This is a genomic window from Kitasatospora sp. NPDC001225 (assembly GCF_053597855.1).
The window spans coordinates 1-14,427 of sequence record NZ_JBSFJC010000171.1 but is presented as its reverse complement, the minus strand read 5'-3'; the positions used below and the strand labels follow the sequence as shown (position 1 = coordinate 14,427).

The following is a 14,427-nucleotide window of genomic DNA, read 5'->3' as shown; positions in this document are numbered from 1 at the left end:
GCGACAGCTGGGCCAGCCCGCCGGCCGCGAGCAGCAGCGCGCCCCGCCGGGACAGCACGCGGCGGGGGCGACGTATGGCGGCGGGTCCGGCGGGGCCGGACGGCGGGGCGCTCAGAGCCGGACCACCCCGGAGACCGGCATGGCGGTGACGCTCTCGTAGCGGACCCTGGCGCCCGGGCGGGGGGCGTGCACGATCACGCCGCCGCCGGCGTACATGCCGACGTGGTGCATGTCCCGGTAGAAGATCACCAGGTCTCCCGGTCGCGCTTCGGACAGGCTGATCCGCTGCCCGGCGTACGCCTGGGCCTGCGAGGTGCGCGGCAGGGTCACTCCGGCCTGCCGCCAGCTGTAGTACATCAGACCGGAGCAGTCGAACGCGTGCGGGCCGGTGGCCCCGTAGACGTACGGGGAGCCGATCATCCGCACCGCGGCGGCCAGCGCGGCCGCCCCGCGCTCGGAGGCGGGCGGGGCGGTGCCGAGGTCCAGCCGGTCGGTGCCCCGGGTGGCGCGCTGCTCGGCGTCCCGGGCGTCCTGGACCGCCAGCCGGGCCCGCTCGACGGCGCCCAGGCCGTTCAGCAGCTTCTGCGCCCCGGCCAGCCGCTGCTGGACCTGCTGCTTGCTGTCGGCGAGCGAACGCCGGGTCCGGTCCAGCTCGGCGAGCTTGTCGGCCGCCTCGGTGCGGCGCTGGTCGAGCCGGCGCTGGCGGGTGATCAGCTCGTGCAGGGTCTCCTGCTGGCGCACGGCGGCCTGGCCCTGGGTGCGGGCGCGGGCCAGGTAGCCCTCCGGGTCGGGCGAGAGGATGAGCTGGGCGGTCTGGGTCATCCCGCCGCCGCGGTACTCGGCCCCGGCCACCATCGCCAGGTCGCCGCGCAGCCCGTTGAGCTGGTCCTGGGCGAGGGCGATCTCGCCCTGGAGGATCGTGGTCTCGCCCTGGAGCCGCCGCTGGGCCTCCTGCGCGGCGTTGAACCTCTCGGACGCCTGCTCGGCCTCGTCGTACAGCTGCTCGACCTGCGTCTTGACGTCCTGACGGTCGCCCGGGTCGGGGCTGGCGGGGGCCGCCTGGGCGCTGCCTCCGGTGGCCGCGCCCAACGCGGTGGCGGCGGCCGCGGTCAGCACCAGCGCCCGGGTGAGCAGTTGGGAACGGCGGTGCACGGGCATGGCGGCAGCGGCTCCAATCCTGCGGCGCGGCCCCCGCCGCCGCACCGGGACGGGCGGCCGTCGAGCGGGAGTCCGGTGGCAGACGTTAGCGAGTCCGGGCAAGCGAGTCCAAACCCCTCCCAACCCGAATATTCACTCCCTAATCGGACATCAGATCGAGCCGCCGGAAAAGCCGCAGGCCCGGCCTCCCCTGGGGGAGACCGGGCCTGGAGACGTCCGAGCGGGGATCAGACCCGCACGATGCCGGTCAGCGGCATGTTGGTGACCGCCTCGTAGCGCACCGACGCGCCCGGCTTGGGGGCGTGCAGCACCTGGCCGTTGCCGGCGTAGATGCCGACGTGGTGGGCGTCGGTGTAGAAGATCAGCAGGTCGCCGGGCTGGGCCTTGGAGAGGTCCGTCCCGAGCCGGGTGCCGGCCGAGGCCTGCGCCTGCGAGGTGCGCGGCAGCGACACGCCGGCCTGGTTGTACGCCCAGACCATCAGACCGGAGCAGTCGAAGGAGCCCGGGCCGGTGGCGCCCCAGACGTACGGGCTGCCGATCTTGGAGGCGGCGGCGGACAGCGCGGCGGCACCGCGCGAGCTGCCGGGGGCCACGTTCACCGGAGCGGTGGTCGTGGGGGCCGAGAGGCTGCCGCGGCTGTTGTCGCGGGAGGCGCGGTCGGCCTGCTGCTGCTGGGCCTGGGCGGCGTCGGCCTTGGCCTTGGCCTCGGCGGCGGCCTTCTCCTCGGCCTGGCGCAGCGCCTGGCGGTCCTGCTCGGTCAGCGTGTTGAGCAGGTCCTGGGCCGCCTTCAGCTTGCCCTGGACCTCGTCCTTGGAGGCCTTCAGCTGCTGGGTGGTCGACTCCAGCTCGGCGAGCTTGCCCTGGGCCTCGTTGCGGTCCTGGTCGAGCTTGCGCTGCTGCTCCTGGAGCTCCTTCAGCTGACCCTTCTGGGTGCTGCCGGCCTGGTTCAGCGCGTCGGCCTGGCTGAGGAAGCTGTCCGGGCTGGAGGAGAACATCAGCTGGACGGTGGGGGATATCCCCCCGTTGCGGTACTGCTCGCCGGCGATCTCGGCGAGGCCGCCCTGGAGCTCGGTGACCTGGGCCTGCTGACGGGCCACCTGGTCCTGCAGGCCGGAGACCTGCTTCTCCAGGTCCTGCTGCTTGGCCTGGGCGGCGTTGTAGTTCTCGGTCGCGACCTCGGCCTGCTCGTTGAGCTGGTCGACCTGCCCCTTGACCTGTTCCTTGGTCGGCTGCGGGTCCGCGTGGGCACCCTGCGCGGAGAGGACGACGGCTGCGGCGGCGACGCCGGTCAGGATCGAGACCCGGGCGCGGCCGGCGGGCTTGGGACGACGATGGGACGCCACGAAGGCGGACTCCTTCTTCCTACGGCCGCCTACCGGGTGAGCTGACGGGTTCGGGCCGGAAGCATGCCCTACGACGCCTCACGGCCGTTCCACCGGCCGACCTGGCGCCGATTCACCCCGGAGGAACGTGGTTCCCCGGCTCCGCTCCGCAGCGCCCCCTACCACTGGGCTCCCCTGTCGGACAGTCGCTTCGACCTGTCCCGCTGCCTTGCGAACTCGACGGTAACCACCGCCGCCACCCTGGCTGGGCGATCGACAGTGCGGTGGTTCGGAGCATGACCCTAGTAACTGAACCGTGATCGGTTCAAATCCTTGTCAGAAAAAAGACAGAAGATTACCCAAGTTCCTTTGTGAAAATGACCGATGGTGACCATTGACGCACACAAGGCTGATCGGTTCTCACCATGTGGTCGTCGAAGGGCCGGAAACCCGAAACGCCACCCCGAACGGGGGTGGCGCTTTTCACAGGCCCCCGCGGGAGCCCCCCGGGCGTGTCGGTCCGTCAGACCCGGCGGATGGTGTTGATCGACATCGCGTCGGCCTTCATCACCTTCACCACGTCACCGGTGTGCGGCGCGTGGACCACCATGCCGTTGCCGATGTACATCCCGACGTGGTGCATGTCGGGGCCGTAGATCACCAGGTCGCCCGGCTGGGCCTGGTCCAGCGAGGGGATCCGGGTGCCGTAGTGGCCCTGCTCCTGCGAGGTGCGCGGCAGCGAGACGCCCGCCTGCCCGTACGCCCAGACCATCAGGCCCGAGCAGTCGAAGGTGGTCGACCCGGTGGCGCCCCACACGTACGGCGAGCCCTGCTTGCTCATCGCCTTGGCCAGCGCCGTGGCCGCGTAGCCGCTGGCCGGCGGCAGGCTGCCGAGGTCGACCCGGTCGCTGCCGCGCGAGGCGCGGTCGTCCTGCGCCTGCTGGGCCCGCAGCGCGGCGCGGTCGGCGGAGCTCAGCGAGTTCAGCAGGTCCTGGGCGGCCTTCAGCTTGGTGTTGACGTCCGACTTGGCCTGGTTCAGGTCCTTGGTGGTGGTGTCCAGCGAGGCGAGGACGGCGGCCGCCTCGGTCTTCTCCTGGTCCAGCCGGCGCTGCTGGTCCAGCAGCCCCTTGAGCGCCTCGGCCTGACTGGTGCTGGCCTGCTGGACGGTGGAGGCCTTGTCCAGGTAGCCGGACGGGTCCGAGGAGAGCATCAGCTGGACGGACGGGTCGATGCCGCCGCTGCGGTACTGCTCGCCCGCCACCTCGGCGAGGCCGCCCTGGAGCTGGGTCATCTGCTCCTGGCCGCGGGCCACCTGGTCCTGCAGCTGGTCGGCCTGCTTGCGCAGCTGGTCGGCCCGCTCCTTGGCGCCGTTGTACTTCTCGGCCGCCTGCTCCTGCTCCTCCTGGAGCTGGTCGATCTGCGCCTTGACGTCCGTCTTGTTCGGCTGCGGCGCGGCGTGCGCGGCCACCTGGGCGGAGAGGGCGACCGCGGTCGCAGCGGCCGCGGTGAGCACGGAGATCCGTGCGCGGCTCGGCTGCTTGGGACGGCGGTGGGAGGCCAAGGGACCGGCTCCTTCTTCCAACGGGCTCACCTGATGGGATGAGATTCCGGAAAATAGGTTTGACGCCAGACCCTAGTGAAGATCTATCCGTTTTGCCACTCCCCCGAAGGCGTGAACTCCGGTCCCCACACTGACTTCACCGGACTCGCACAATGCTCCGAAACAGGCCCTGACCAGGCATCATGCGAACCTCCCCGGGTTCAGGGCCGGGCCAGCCGGTTCAGCAGCAGCACCGACGCCACGGGGCGCGCGCCCGCCTTCCGCACGCCCTCCGCGACCTCCCGGTCGGTGGACACCACCACCACCGGACGGCCCTGCGGCTCGGCCCGCACCAGACGGCGGATCAGCTCGTCGGCCGTCTCCCCGGTCCGGCTGAACCGCACCCGGACCCCGCGCGGTGGCGCCATGATCACCGGGACGTCCAGGTCCTGCCCGTCGAACACGCAGGTGACCTCCGCCTGGGTCCGCTGGGCCAGCATCGCCAGCCCGCCCAGCAGCCGGATCCGCTGCTGCTCCAGCGGCAGCGTCGGATAGCCGGTCTTGGTCACGTTGTAGCCGTCCACCACCAGGTGCACCTGGGGGATCGCCAGCAGCTGGTCCAGCAGCGCCGGATCGTCCTCGGCCAGCCCGCGCCGGGCCACGTCGTGCGGCGAGGCCGCCCCCGGCACCACCGCCTCCACCAGGTCCGCCGGGCGGATCTGGGCGACCGGCAGCGCCAGCTCCCGCTGGAGCCCCTGGGCCGACTGCAGCACGGTGTCCAGCAGCAGCCGCAGCCGCATGTCCTCGACGCTGCGCCCCTCACGGGCCGAACGGCGGCCCTGCTCGGCCGCGTTCTCCAGCTCCAGGACCCGGTGCCGGAGCCGGCGCGCCTCGCTCTCGGCCGCGCCGCGCTCGGCCGCGGCCTGCGCCTTCAGCGCGTCCAGCTCGCCGGCCACCCGGCGGGTCTCGGCCTGCGCCCGGCGGGTGTCGCTCTCCAGCGTCCGCACCCTCTTGCGCAGCGACTCGGCCTCTCTGCGGACGCCGTCGGACTCGGCCCGCTGCCGGTCCGCGTCCGCCCGCGCGGAGGCCCGCACCTCGGCCAGCTCGGCCTGCAGCTTCTCCACCAGCCGGACCGCCTCCGCGGCCGCGTCCTCGGCGCCGGCCCGCTCGGCCTCCTCGCCGGCCTCGGCCACCAGCCGGCTCCAGCCCGTCGAACGCACCAGGTAGGCGGCGGCCGCGACGTCCATCGGATCGGCCGCGCTCGGGACGGTGCCCGACTCCAGCGCCTTCACCAGGTCCGGCTGCCCGAGACGCAGCCGCTCCGCTATCCGCACCCGGAAGGCCGGCTCCGCCTCCAGCGCCGCCGCCAGCGCGGTGGCCGCGTACTTGGCCCGCCGCGCCGGGGTGAACTTGACGTACTGACGCAGGCTCTGCGGGAGCTCGGCCGGCGGCACCCCGCCGAGCGCGTCCGAGGCCAGGCCGACCACCCGACGGCGCACGCCCTCGGGCAGCGGCCGGTCGAGCTTCTCGACGGCGCGCTCCGCCGCGGACCCGGAGGCGCCGTCCGCCGTCCCGGCAGCCTCGGCCGGGGCCTCGGCCGCAGCGGGCTGAAGCCCCTGGGCTGCGCCGGGCTCCTTCGCTGCGTCCACCACGTCCTCGGCTCCGATCCTGGTCCAGCGGGGCACGGCCGCGGCCGCCCCCCGTCGGCACGCTCCGTGCGTCCTGTTCTGTATTGTCCCGTGCGGCGCGGGCGGGTGCGCCGCGCACCCACCCCGCCGCCGCGGCGGGGATCAGCCCTGGTCGGCGGGGGCCTGCGTCTCCTCGGCGCCCGGACGGGCCACCAGCTCGACCTGGTCCACCGCGTTGCACCAGCGGCAGCGCACCGACTCGACGGTCTCGCTCAGCACCTCGGTCTCCTCGACCTTGGACTCGCCGGCCAGGTCGAAGTGCAGGAACTCGGTCACCCGCGCGGTGCGGGTCACGTCGAAGCGGGTGAGGTTGCCGCACAGGGTGCAGCGCCAGCGCGTCTCGGCGGTCAGAGCGGGGACGGTCATCGGGGGTCCTCTCGGGTGGTCCCTGGGTGGGGCAGGCGCTCCCCCCGGAGCCCCGGCGTCGGCGGCGGGAGGCGGGAATGCCCGCCCCAAGCCTATTGCCTGGGGCAACCGTCGCGACCACCGGTTGCCTGAACACCCGGGCTAGTCCACCTGCCGTAAACCGCCGTGTCACCTGCGGCGCCCGGAGGGATGCTTGGCCGCATGGCGCTCGCGGTCCCCGACCACACCGCCGCCCGGGGCGGCCGCCCGGCGGCGACCGCCCCCGTGGTCAGCTACGCCCTGATCGCCCTCAACACCCTGGTCTTCCTGCTCGGCCCGGCCGCGGGGCTCAACCCGCTGTACGGCACCGGCCAGGCCCGGGTCTGCGCGGAGCAGCGGTACGAGCAGCGCTGGGGCGCCGTCCCGGCCGAGGTGCTGGCCGGACGGCCGCTGACCGCCGAACAGCTCGCCGAGGCCCCCGACCCGGTCCCCGGCTGCCCGGCCGCCCCGACCCCGGGCAAGCGCCCGGCGCTGTCCGTCCTCACCGGGCTCTTCCTGCACGCCGGCTGGCTGCACCTGCTCGGGAACCTGCTCTTCCTCCAGGTCTTCGGCCCCACCGTCGAACGCCGGCTGGGCCGGGCCCGGTACGCCGTCTTCTACCTGGCCGCCGGCAGCCTGACCACGTACGGCTTCGCGCTCGCCGAGGCGCACTCGCCGAACTCCACCCGGGTGCTCATCGGGGCCTCCGGGGCGATCGCCGCCGCCCTCGGCGCCTACCTGCGCCTCCACCCCCGGGCCCGGGTGACCACCCTCGTCCCGCTGCTGTTCTTCCTGCCGCTGCGCTTCCCGGCCTGGCTGGTGCTCGGCCTCTGGTTCGTCCTGCAGTGGTGGTCGGTGCACGCGGCCGGCCCCGGGGTGGCGTACCTGGTCCACGTGATCGGCTTCTCGGCCGGGTTCCTCTACGCCTGCACCGTGGTCCGCCACCCCCCGCGACGACCGGGCTGACGCCCGATACGCTGGCGGCACCCCACAAAGGAGCCCGAACTGTGATCACCGCCATCGTCCTGATCAAGACCAGTGTCGACCGCATCCCGGAGATCGCCGAATCCATCGCCGCCATCGACGGCGTGAGCGAGGTCTACTCGGTGACGGGGGGCTACAACCTGGTGGCGATGGTGCGGGTGCGCCGGCACGACGACCTGGCCGAGGTCATCCCGGGCCGGCTCAACAAGGTCCCGGGCGTGGCCCACACCGAGACCCAGATCGCCTTCCGCACCTACTCCCAGCACGACCTGGAGGCCGCCTTCGCCCTCGGCCTGGACGAGTAGCGGTCAGCCCTCGGCGCGCCGGCCCCGCTCGACCTGCACGGTGGCGACGCAGCGCCCGCCCTCGTTGCGGTAGTTCCACGCCGCGCCCTCCGTGACCAGCTCCCGGACGGCGGTCAGGAAGCGGTCGACGTGCTCGTCCGGCGTCCCGGCGCCGAAGCTCACCCGGATCGCGTTCAGGCTGCGCTCGCCCGGCAGCGACGGCTCGGGCGCACCACACTCGGACGGTGCCTCGTCCTCGTCGCCCAGCAGCGTGCGCACCAGCGGGTGGGCGCAGAACAGGCCGTCGCGCACCCCGATGCCGTACTCGGCGGACAGCGCGGCGGAGAAGTGCGAGCTGTTCCAGTCCCGGACGACGAAGGACAGCACGCCCACCCGGGCGGAGCCCTCGCCGAACAGGTTCAGCACCTTGACCTGCGGGATCTCGGCCAGCCCGGCCGTCAGCCGGGCGATCAGCTGCTGCTCGCGGGCCTCCAGCCCGTCGAAGCCGGCCTCGGTCAGCGCCCGGCAGGCCGAGGCGATCGCGTAGGCGCCGATGACGTTCGGCGAGCCGGCCTCGTGCCGGGCCGGGCCGGTGTGCCACTGCACGGCCACCGAGCCGTCGGCCTCCCGGGCCACCGTCCGGGTCGCCCCGCCACCGGCCAGGTACGGCTCGGCCGCGTCCAGCCAGTCCGCCCGGCCGGCCAGCACCCCGGCGCCGAACGGCGCGTAGATCTTGTGGCCGGAGAAGGCGATCCAGTCGACGTCCAGCTCGCGCACCGAGACCCGGTGGTGCGGCGCCAGCTGGGCGGCGTCCAGCACCACCCGGGCGCCGTGCCGGTGCGCGGTCGCGGTCAGCTCGGCGACCGGCCACAGCTCGCCGGTCACGTTGGAGGCGCCGGTGACGCAGAGCAGCTTGGGGCCCTCGGGCGCCTCGGCGAGCGCGGCGTCCAGCGCGGCCACCGCCTCGGCCCGCGAGCGCGGCGCCCGCAGGTAGGTGACGTCCAGTCCGGCGTGCGCCCAGGGCAGCAGCGAGGCGTGGTGCTCGGTCTCGAAGGCGAACACCCGGGTGCCGGCCGGGACGGCGGAGGCCAGCAGGTTGAGCGAGTCGGTGGTGGCCCGGGTGAAGACCACCTGGTCGCCCTCGCGCAGGTCGAGGAACTCGCCGACGGTGCGGCGGCTCTGCTCGAACAGGTCGGTGGACAGCTGGGAGAGGTACCCGGCCCCGCGGTGGACGCTGCCGTAGTACGGCGCGTAGGCGGCGACGTCGTCCCACACCCGCTGGAGCGCCGGCGAGCTCGCCGCGTAGTCGAGCGCCGCGTAGCCGACCTTCTCACCGCTGGCGAGCGGGACCTGGACGTCGGCGCCGAGGACGGCGAGCGGGGTGCGGATTTCGGTGGCCAGAGACATGGGGATGCACTCCTTCTGGGGCAAGGGACCCCGGGAGTGCTAGTCGTCGGGCGTCCGCGCTTGTCGCACGGACGGCTTGCCGTGACGACCCGGTCCTCACCCAGGGCACCCCGCCACGGACGGAGGGTTGCCGGACAGCCAGCTGGGGCTTGGCGCTGTCACTCATGACCTGGCGAAGACTCTAGGCCGGGTCCACCGGGTGGTCAAACGGGCATCCAGCATCCGGACAGCACGGGAGCCCGCGCCGGCGTACCGGCACGGGCTCCCCAACTGCCGCCTCAGGCCCGGCTGGTGGCCTCCGACCAGCGCCGCAGCAGGTCCTGCGCGGCACCGGAGTCGATCGCCTTCGCGGCCCGCTCCATGCCGGCCGCCAGCTGCTCGGTGAGCGGCGCGTCGCCCAGCTCCAGCGCGACCAGCGCCGCCGCCGTGTTCAGCAGGACGGCGTCCCGCACCGGCCCGTGCTCGCCGGCCAGCAGCCGCCGCGCGACCTCGGCGTTGTACGAGGCGTCCGCCCCGCGCAGCGCCTCGATGCCGACCAGCTCGATGCCCACGTCCCGCGGGTCGAAGGTGGACTCGGTGACGACCCCGTCGCGCACCAGCCAGACCTGCGAGGTGGTGGTGATGGTCAGCTCGTCCAGCCCGTCGTCGCCGCGGAAGACCAGCGCCGTGGCGCCCCGCCGGGCCAGCACCCCGGCGATCAGCCCGGACAGCCGAGTGTCGAAGCAGCCGATGGCGTGCGCGGTGACCTTGGCCGGGTTGGTCAGCGGGCCGAGGATGTTGAAGGCGGTCGGCACCCCGAGGTCGCGCCGCGCGGTGGCGGCGTGCCGCATCGAGGGGTGGAACTTCGCCGCGAAGCAGAAGGTCAGCCCAACCTCCTCGGCCACCTCGGCGACCCGCCGGGGGGAGAGGTCCAGCGCCACCCCGAGCTTCTCCAGCACGTCCGAGGAGCCGCTGGTCGAGGAGGCCGACCGGTTGCCGTGCTTGACCACCTTGGCGCCGGCGGCCGCCGCGACGATCGCCGACATGGTGGAGATGTTGACGGTCTTCGCCCGGTCCCCGCCGGTGCCGACGATGTCCACCGCCGGGCCGGGGATCTCCAGCGGCTCGGCGTGCGCGTACATCGCGTCGACCAGGCCGGCGATCTCCTCGACCGACTCGCCCTTGGCCCGCAGCGCGATCATGAACCCGGCCACCTGGACGGGGGACGCCTCGCCGCTCATGATCCGGTCCATCGCCCACGCGGTGGACGAGCGGTCGAGGTCCTCCCCCTGCAACAGTGCCGCCAGGAGGTCCGGCCAGGTGCGGACCACCTGCGCGGGGTCGCTACCGCCGTTCGCAGGGTTCACGTTCACCATGGCTGACTCCAGCTGTTGTCGGTTCCCCGCTCCGGGGACGTCCGTACGGATGGAGCCAGCCTATCGAGCGGAGCGCCCGCTTCTACCCCTGTCTTTCCTACTCCTGGCGCGGATTTCAGCGGACGGCCGGAGTCCGCTTCGCCAGCCGGTCCCGCAGCAGGGTGGCGACCGCCCCGGCCAGCGCCACCGGCTCCACCGGACGGGAGATCGCGGCGTCGGCCCGGCTCCAGGCGGCCAGCCAGGAGTCCTGCGGCCGGCCGATCAGCACCAGGACCGGCGGGCAGCCGTAGATCTCGTCCTTGAGCTGGCGCCCGAGGCCCAGCCCGCCGGCCGGAACGGCCTCGCCGTCCAGCACGCAGAGGTCCACTCCCCCCTTCTCCAGTGCCTTGAGCACCGCGGGGGTGGTCGCGCACTCCAGGTAGGACAGTTCCGGAAGGTCCTCGGCAGGGCGGCGGCCGAGCGCCGTCAGCACCTGCTCGCGGGTGTTGCGGTCGTCGCTGTAGACGAGGACGGTGAGCGTCTCATCGGTCGTGTACGCCATGGGCCCTGCTCCCTCAAGTGTGATCCGGACCACGTTCGCCTGATCCGGATGCTACTCCCGATCACCCTCCGCCGAGTCCCCCTCGCGCACGTTCCTCCTCAAGCCGCCGCGCCCCGGACTCACCCGCCTGGAGGACGGCCCGTCACCCGACCCCGCCCGGTCCACCCGTACGGCTCACCCGGACGCCCTCCCCCCTACCTCCCCCGGCTACTCCGACCGTGCACCGGCGCGCCGGGCAACGGGGTCCAGGCTCCTCCGAGGAACCATCAGAAAAGGGACACGCCGCTGCTCACCCCCCGTACGGACACCCCGTCGCCCCCCAAGCGGGCATACCGCACGCACCGGACACTCCGAGGGACACCCCCCGACGTGAAGACGGAATAAGGGACCGACATAATGTCCGTCGTGGCGACAGCAACAGCAGTAGAAACCGGGCACGCGCACGGATCGGTCAACCGGCCGAACATGGTCAGCGTCGGAACGATCGTCTGGCTCAGTTCCGAGTTGATGTTCTTCGCGGCCCTCTTCGCGATGTACTTCACGCTCCGCTCCGTCAAGGGGCCGGAGTTCTGGACCGAGAAGGCCCACGCCCTCAACGTGCCCTTCTCCTCGGTCAACACCACGATCCTGGTGCTCTCCTCGCTGACCTGTCAGCTCGGCGTGTTCGCCGCCGAGCGCGGAGACGTGAAGAAGCTCCGGGCGTGGTTCATCCTCACGTTCGCCATGGGCGCGGTCTTCATCGGCGGCCAGGTCTTCGAGTACACCGAGCTGGTCAAGAAGGACGGCCTGTCGCTGTCCTCCGACCCGTACGGCACGGTGTTCTACCTGACCACCGGCTTCCACGGGCTGCACGTGACGGGTGGTCTGATCGCCTTCCTGCTGGTCCTGGGACGGACGTACGCAGCCAAGCGCTTCACGCACGAGCAGGCCACCGCCGCGATCGTCGTGTCGTACTACTGGCACTTCGTCGACGTCGTGTGGATCGGCCTGTTCGCGACCATCTACCTGATCAAGTAACCAGCTGATCAGGTCGCTGGCCACCGGCTGCGGCCCCCGCCCTCACCGGCGACGGGCCGCTTCTGCCGGTGCCGACGCTCCCACCGACCGACCGCGCGCGCAGCCCTAGACAGGCAGCCTCGTGCCGGCCAGACCGGCCGCCGGGTGCACCCACCAGTCGACCAGATCCTGACACCGGGGTTATTCCGTGAAAAAGCTCTCCGCACGACGGCGCCACCCATTGGCGGCGCTGGTCGTCCTACTTCTCGCCCTGGCGGCAACCGGGGGGCTGTACGCCGCGTTCGCGCCCGCCGACAAGGCGCAGGCCGACGTCGCCGCGCAGTCGCTCGCGATCGATGAGGGCAAGAAGCTCTTCGCCGTGGGCTGCTCCTCCTGCCACGGCCTGAACGGCCAGGGCAGCAGTGACGGTCCGAGCCTGGTCGGCGTCGGCTCCGCCGCTGTCGACTTCCAGGTCGGCACCGGCCGCATGCCGGCCCAGCAGCCCGGCGCCCAGGTCCCGCGCAAGAAGAACATCTACTCGCAGGCGGAGATCGACCAGCTCGCCGCCTTCGTCGCCTCCCTCGGTCCCGGCCCGGTGACCCCGACGGAGGAGCAGTTCACCTCGACCAACCCCGAGGACGTCTCCAAGGGTGGCGAGCTGTTCCGCACCAACTGCGCCCAGTGCCACAACTTCGCCGGCCAGGGTGGTGCCCTGACCAAGGGCAAGTACGCCCCCTCGCTGGAGGGCGTGGACGCCAAGCACATCTACGAGGCCATGCAGACCGGCCCGCAGAACATGCCGTCGTTCCCGGACACCACCATGCCCGAGGAGCAGAAGAAGCAGATCGTGGCCTTCGTCCGCCACACCACCAACGATGAGCCCAACCCCGGCGGTCTCACCCTGGGCAGCCTCGGTCCGGTGACCGAGGGTCTGTTCGGCTGGATCTTCGGCCTCGGCACGCTCATCGCGGTCGCGATCTGGGTCGCCGCCCACACCACCAAGGCCAAGAAGTCATGAGCCACGACATGTCAGAAGAGAAGCTCCCGGAGCCGCACGGCTCCGCCGGCGAGGTGGCCGACCACGGCAGCCCGTTCGCCGACCCGGGCCTGCCGGCCCACGAGCCCCGTCGCACCGACATCGACGAGAAGGCCGCGTCGCGTGCCGAGCGCCAGGTCTCGCTGATGTTCGTGGTCTCGATGCTCGCCACCGTCGGGTTCATCGCCTCGTACGTGGCCATCGACCCGGACAAGATCGTCTACATCTTCCCGCTCGGTCACGTCAGCGCGCTGAACTTCGCGCTCGGCCTGACCCTGGGCGTCGCGCTGTTCATGATCGGCGCGGGTGCGGTCCACTGGGCCCGCACGCTGATGTCGGACGTCGAGCTGCCCGCCGAGCGTCACCCGATCGAGGCTTCCGACGAGGTCCGCAACGACGTCATCGAGCAGTTCAAGACCGGTGCCGCCGAGTCCGGCTTCGGCCGCCGCAAGATGATCCGCAACACCCTGATCGGCTCCATGGCGCTGGTCCCGCTCTCCGGCGTGGTCCTGCTCCGTGACCTTGGCCCGCTTCCCGAGAAGAAGCTCAAGGAGACCGGTTGGAAGGAGGCGACCGAGACCAAGCCGCTGCAGCTCATCAACATGAACACCATGCAGCCGATGAAGCCCGAGGACATCATCGTCGGCTCGCTCACGTTCGCCATGCCGGAGGGCCTGTCCACGCACAGCGAGGACTTCCAGCAGCGGATCGCCAAGGACGCCCTGATGCTGGTCCGCATCGCGCCCGAGGACATCAAGGACGACAAGTCCAAGGAGCTGGGTTTCGAGGGCATCCTCGCCTACTCCAAGATCTGCACCCACGTCGGCTGCCCGATCAGCCTGTACGAGCAGCAGACCCACCACGCGCTCTGCCCCTGCCACCAGTCGACCTTCGACCTGGCGGACGGCGCCCGCGTGATCTTCGGCCCGGCCGGCCACCCGCTGCCGCAGCTGAAGATCATCACTGACGAGAAGGGCAACCTGGTCGCCACCGGCGACTTCGCGGAGCCCGTCGGCCCGAGCTACTGGGAGCGTGCTCGATGAGTAGCGCGAGCAGCACCACGACCGGTGCCGCCAAGCCCTCCAGCACGCGTGAAAAGCCCGCCAACAAGTGGGAAGCCGCGGCTGACTGGACTGACGGCCGGCTGGGGATCTACTCCCTCGCCAAGGCCAACCTGCGGAAGATCTTCCCGGACCACTGGTCCTTCATGCTGGGCGAGATCTGCCTCTACACCTTCGTCATCATCATCCTGACCGGTGTCTACCTGACGCTGTTCTTCAAGCCCTCGATGGCCGAGGTCGTCTACGACGGCTCGTACGTGCCACTCAAGGGCATCCCGATGTCGGAGGCCTACGCCTCCACGGTGGACATCAGCTTCGAGGTCCGCGGCGGTCTGCTGATCCGGCAGATCCACCACTGGGCCGCCCTGGTCTTCGTGGCCGCGATGCTCGTCCACATGATGCGCGTGTTCTTCACCGGCGCGTTCCGCAAGCCGCGTGAGATCAACTGGGTCTTCGGCTTCCTGCTGCTGATCCTGGGCATGTTCGACGGCTTCTTCGGCTACTCCCTGCCGGACGACCTGCTGTCGGGCACCGGTATCCGCTTCATGGAAGGCGCGATCCTCGCCGTCCCGCTGATCGGCACGTACATCCAGATGTTCCTGTTCGGCGGGGAGTTCCCCGGCCACGACATCGTGCCGCGGTTCTTCACCATCCACGTGCTGCTGATCCCG

General features: G+C 71.9%; 14 protein-coding genes and 2 riboswitches. Of the genes, 6 read left to right on the top strand and 8 right to left on the bottom strand.

What is annotated here, in order from left to right; translation table 11 throughout:
• Positions 1-111: 111 nt before the first annotated feature.
• From ACWDCZ_RS35045 to ACWDCZ_RS35025, 5 genes are all read right to left on the bottom strand, one after another.
• Positions 112-1,158, bottom strand: a complete 1,047-nt coding sequence (locus tag ACWDCZ_RS35045; protein WP_049651827.1) for a C40 family peptidase — start codon at positions 1,156-1,158, stop codon at positions 112-114.
• Positions 1,159-1,385: 227 nt separating this feature from the next.
• Positions 1,386-2,501 (bottom strand): C40 family peptidase, encoded by a 1,116-nt coding sequence (locus ACWDCZ_RS35040; protein ID WP_049651828.1) that lies wholly within the window; start codon positions 2,499-2,501, stop codon positions 1,386-1,388.
• Between the two features lie 10 nt (positions 2,502-2,511).
• A riboswitch (cyclic di-AMP (ydaO/yuaA leader) is annotated at positions 2,512-2,665 on the bottom strand.
• Between the two features lie 338 nt (positions 2,666-3,003).
• On the bottom strand, positions 3,004-4,041 hold the full coding sequence (locus ACWDCZ_RS35035; RefSeq protein WP_049651829.1) for a C40 family peptidase: 1,038 nt from the start codon (positions 4,039-4,041) through the stop codon (positions 3,004-3,006).
• Between the two features lie 200 nt (positions 4,042-4,241).
• The gene (locus ACWDCZ_RS35030) at positions 4,242-5,672 is read right to left on the bottom strand and encodes an NYN domain-containing protein (RefSeq protein WP_449817976.1); all 1,431 of its coding nucleotides are present in this window, start codon (positions 5,670-5,672) and stop codon (positions 4,242-4,244) included.
• Between the two features lie 138 nt (positions 5,673-5,810).
• Complete coding sequence (locus ACWDCZ_RS35025) at positions 5,811-6,074, bottom strand: hypothetical protein (protein WP_049651830.1); 264 nt, start codon at positions 6,072-6,074, stop codon at positions 5,811-5,813.
• Between the two features lie 201 nt (positions 6,075-6,275).
• Between ACWDCZ_RS35025 and ACWDCZ_RS35020 the strand changes: the two genes are divergently transcribed.
• Together ACWDCZ_RS35020 and ACWDCZ_RS35015 are read left to right on the top strand one after the other, a co-directional pair.
• On the top strand, positions 6,276-7,058 hold the full coding sequence (locus ACWDCZ_RS35020) for a rhomboid family intramembrane serine protease (protein WP_049651831.1): 783 nt from the start codon (positions 6,276-6,278) through the stop codon (positions 7,056-7,058).
• A gap of 41 nt (positions 7,059-7,099) precedes the next feature.
• A complete protein-coding gene (locus tag ACWDCZ_RS35015; RefSeq protein ID WP_049651832.1) occupies positions 7,100-7,381 on the top strand; it encodes an Lrp/AsnC family transcriptional regulator in 282 nt (93 codons plus the stop codon).
• Positions 7,382-7,384: 3 nt separating this feature from the next.
• On the opposite strand, the gene ACWDCZ_RS35010 is transcribed toward ACWDCZ_RS35015, so the two are convergent.
• The 3 genes from ACWDCZ_RS35010 to ACWDCZ_RS35000 all read right to left on the bottom strand — a co-directional run bounded on the left by ACWDCZ_RS35010 (position 7,385) and on the right by ACWDCZ_RS35000 (position 10,663).
• Entirely contained in the window at positions 7,385-8,767 is a 1,383-nt protein-coding gene (locus ACWDCZ_RS35010) for an aminotransferase class V-fold PLP-dependent enzyme (RefSeq protein ID WP_049651833.1), read from the bottom strand.
• Positions 8,768-8,818: 51 nt separating this feature from the next.
• Positions 8,819-8,937, bottom strand: a riboswitch (SAM riboswitch).
• Between the two features lie 108 nt (positions 8,938-9,045).
• Positions 9,046-10,122 (bottom strand): anthranilate phosphoribosyltransferase, encoded by a 1,077-nt coding sequence (trpD, locus tag ACWDCZ_RS35005; protein WP_107086441.1) that lies wholly within the window; start codon positions 10,120-10,122, stop codon positions 9,046-9,048.
• A 115-nt stretch (positions 10,123-10,237) separates the two neighbouring features.
• Complete coding sequence (locus ACWDCZ_RS35000) at positions 10,238-10,663, bottom strand: response regulator (RefSeq protein WP_049651834.1); 426 nt, start codon at positions 10,661-10,663, stop codon at positions 10,238-10,240.
• A 396-nt stretch (positions 10,664-11,059) separates the two neighbouring features.
• On the opposite strand from ACWDCZ_RS35000, the gene ctaE reads away from it, so the two are divergent.
• The 4 genes from ctaE to ACWDCZ_RS34980 form a co-directional block, all read left to right on the top strand.
• Positions 11,060-11,680 (top strand): aa3-type cytochrome oxidase subunit III, encoded by a 621-nt coding sequence (gene ctaE, locus ACWDCZ_RS34995; RefSeq protein WP_049651835.1) that lies wholly within the window; start codon positions 11,060-11,062, stop codon positions 11,678-11,680.
• Between the two features lie 187 nt (positions 11,681-11,867).
• Positions 11,868-12,677, top strand: a complete 810-nt coding sequence (qcrC, locus tag ACWDCZ_RS34990) for a cytochrome bc1 complex diheme cytochrome c subunit (protein WP_049651836.1) — start codon at positions 11,868-11,870, stop codon at positions 12,675-12,677.
• 8 nt (positions 12,678-12,685) lie between these two features.
• A complete protein-coding gene (gene qcrA, locus ACWDCZ_RS34985) occupies positions 12,686-13,738 on the top strand; it encodes a cytochrome bc1 complex Rieske iron-sulfur subunit (protein ID WP_049651837.1) in 1,053 nt (350 codons plus the stop codon).
• On the top strand, positions 13,735-14,427 hold a 693-nt coding region (locus tag ACWDCZ_RS34980), incomplete at its 3' end, for a cytochrome b (RefSeq protein ID WP_449817975.1). The genes qcrA and ACWDCZ_RS34980, both read left to right, overlap by 4 nt.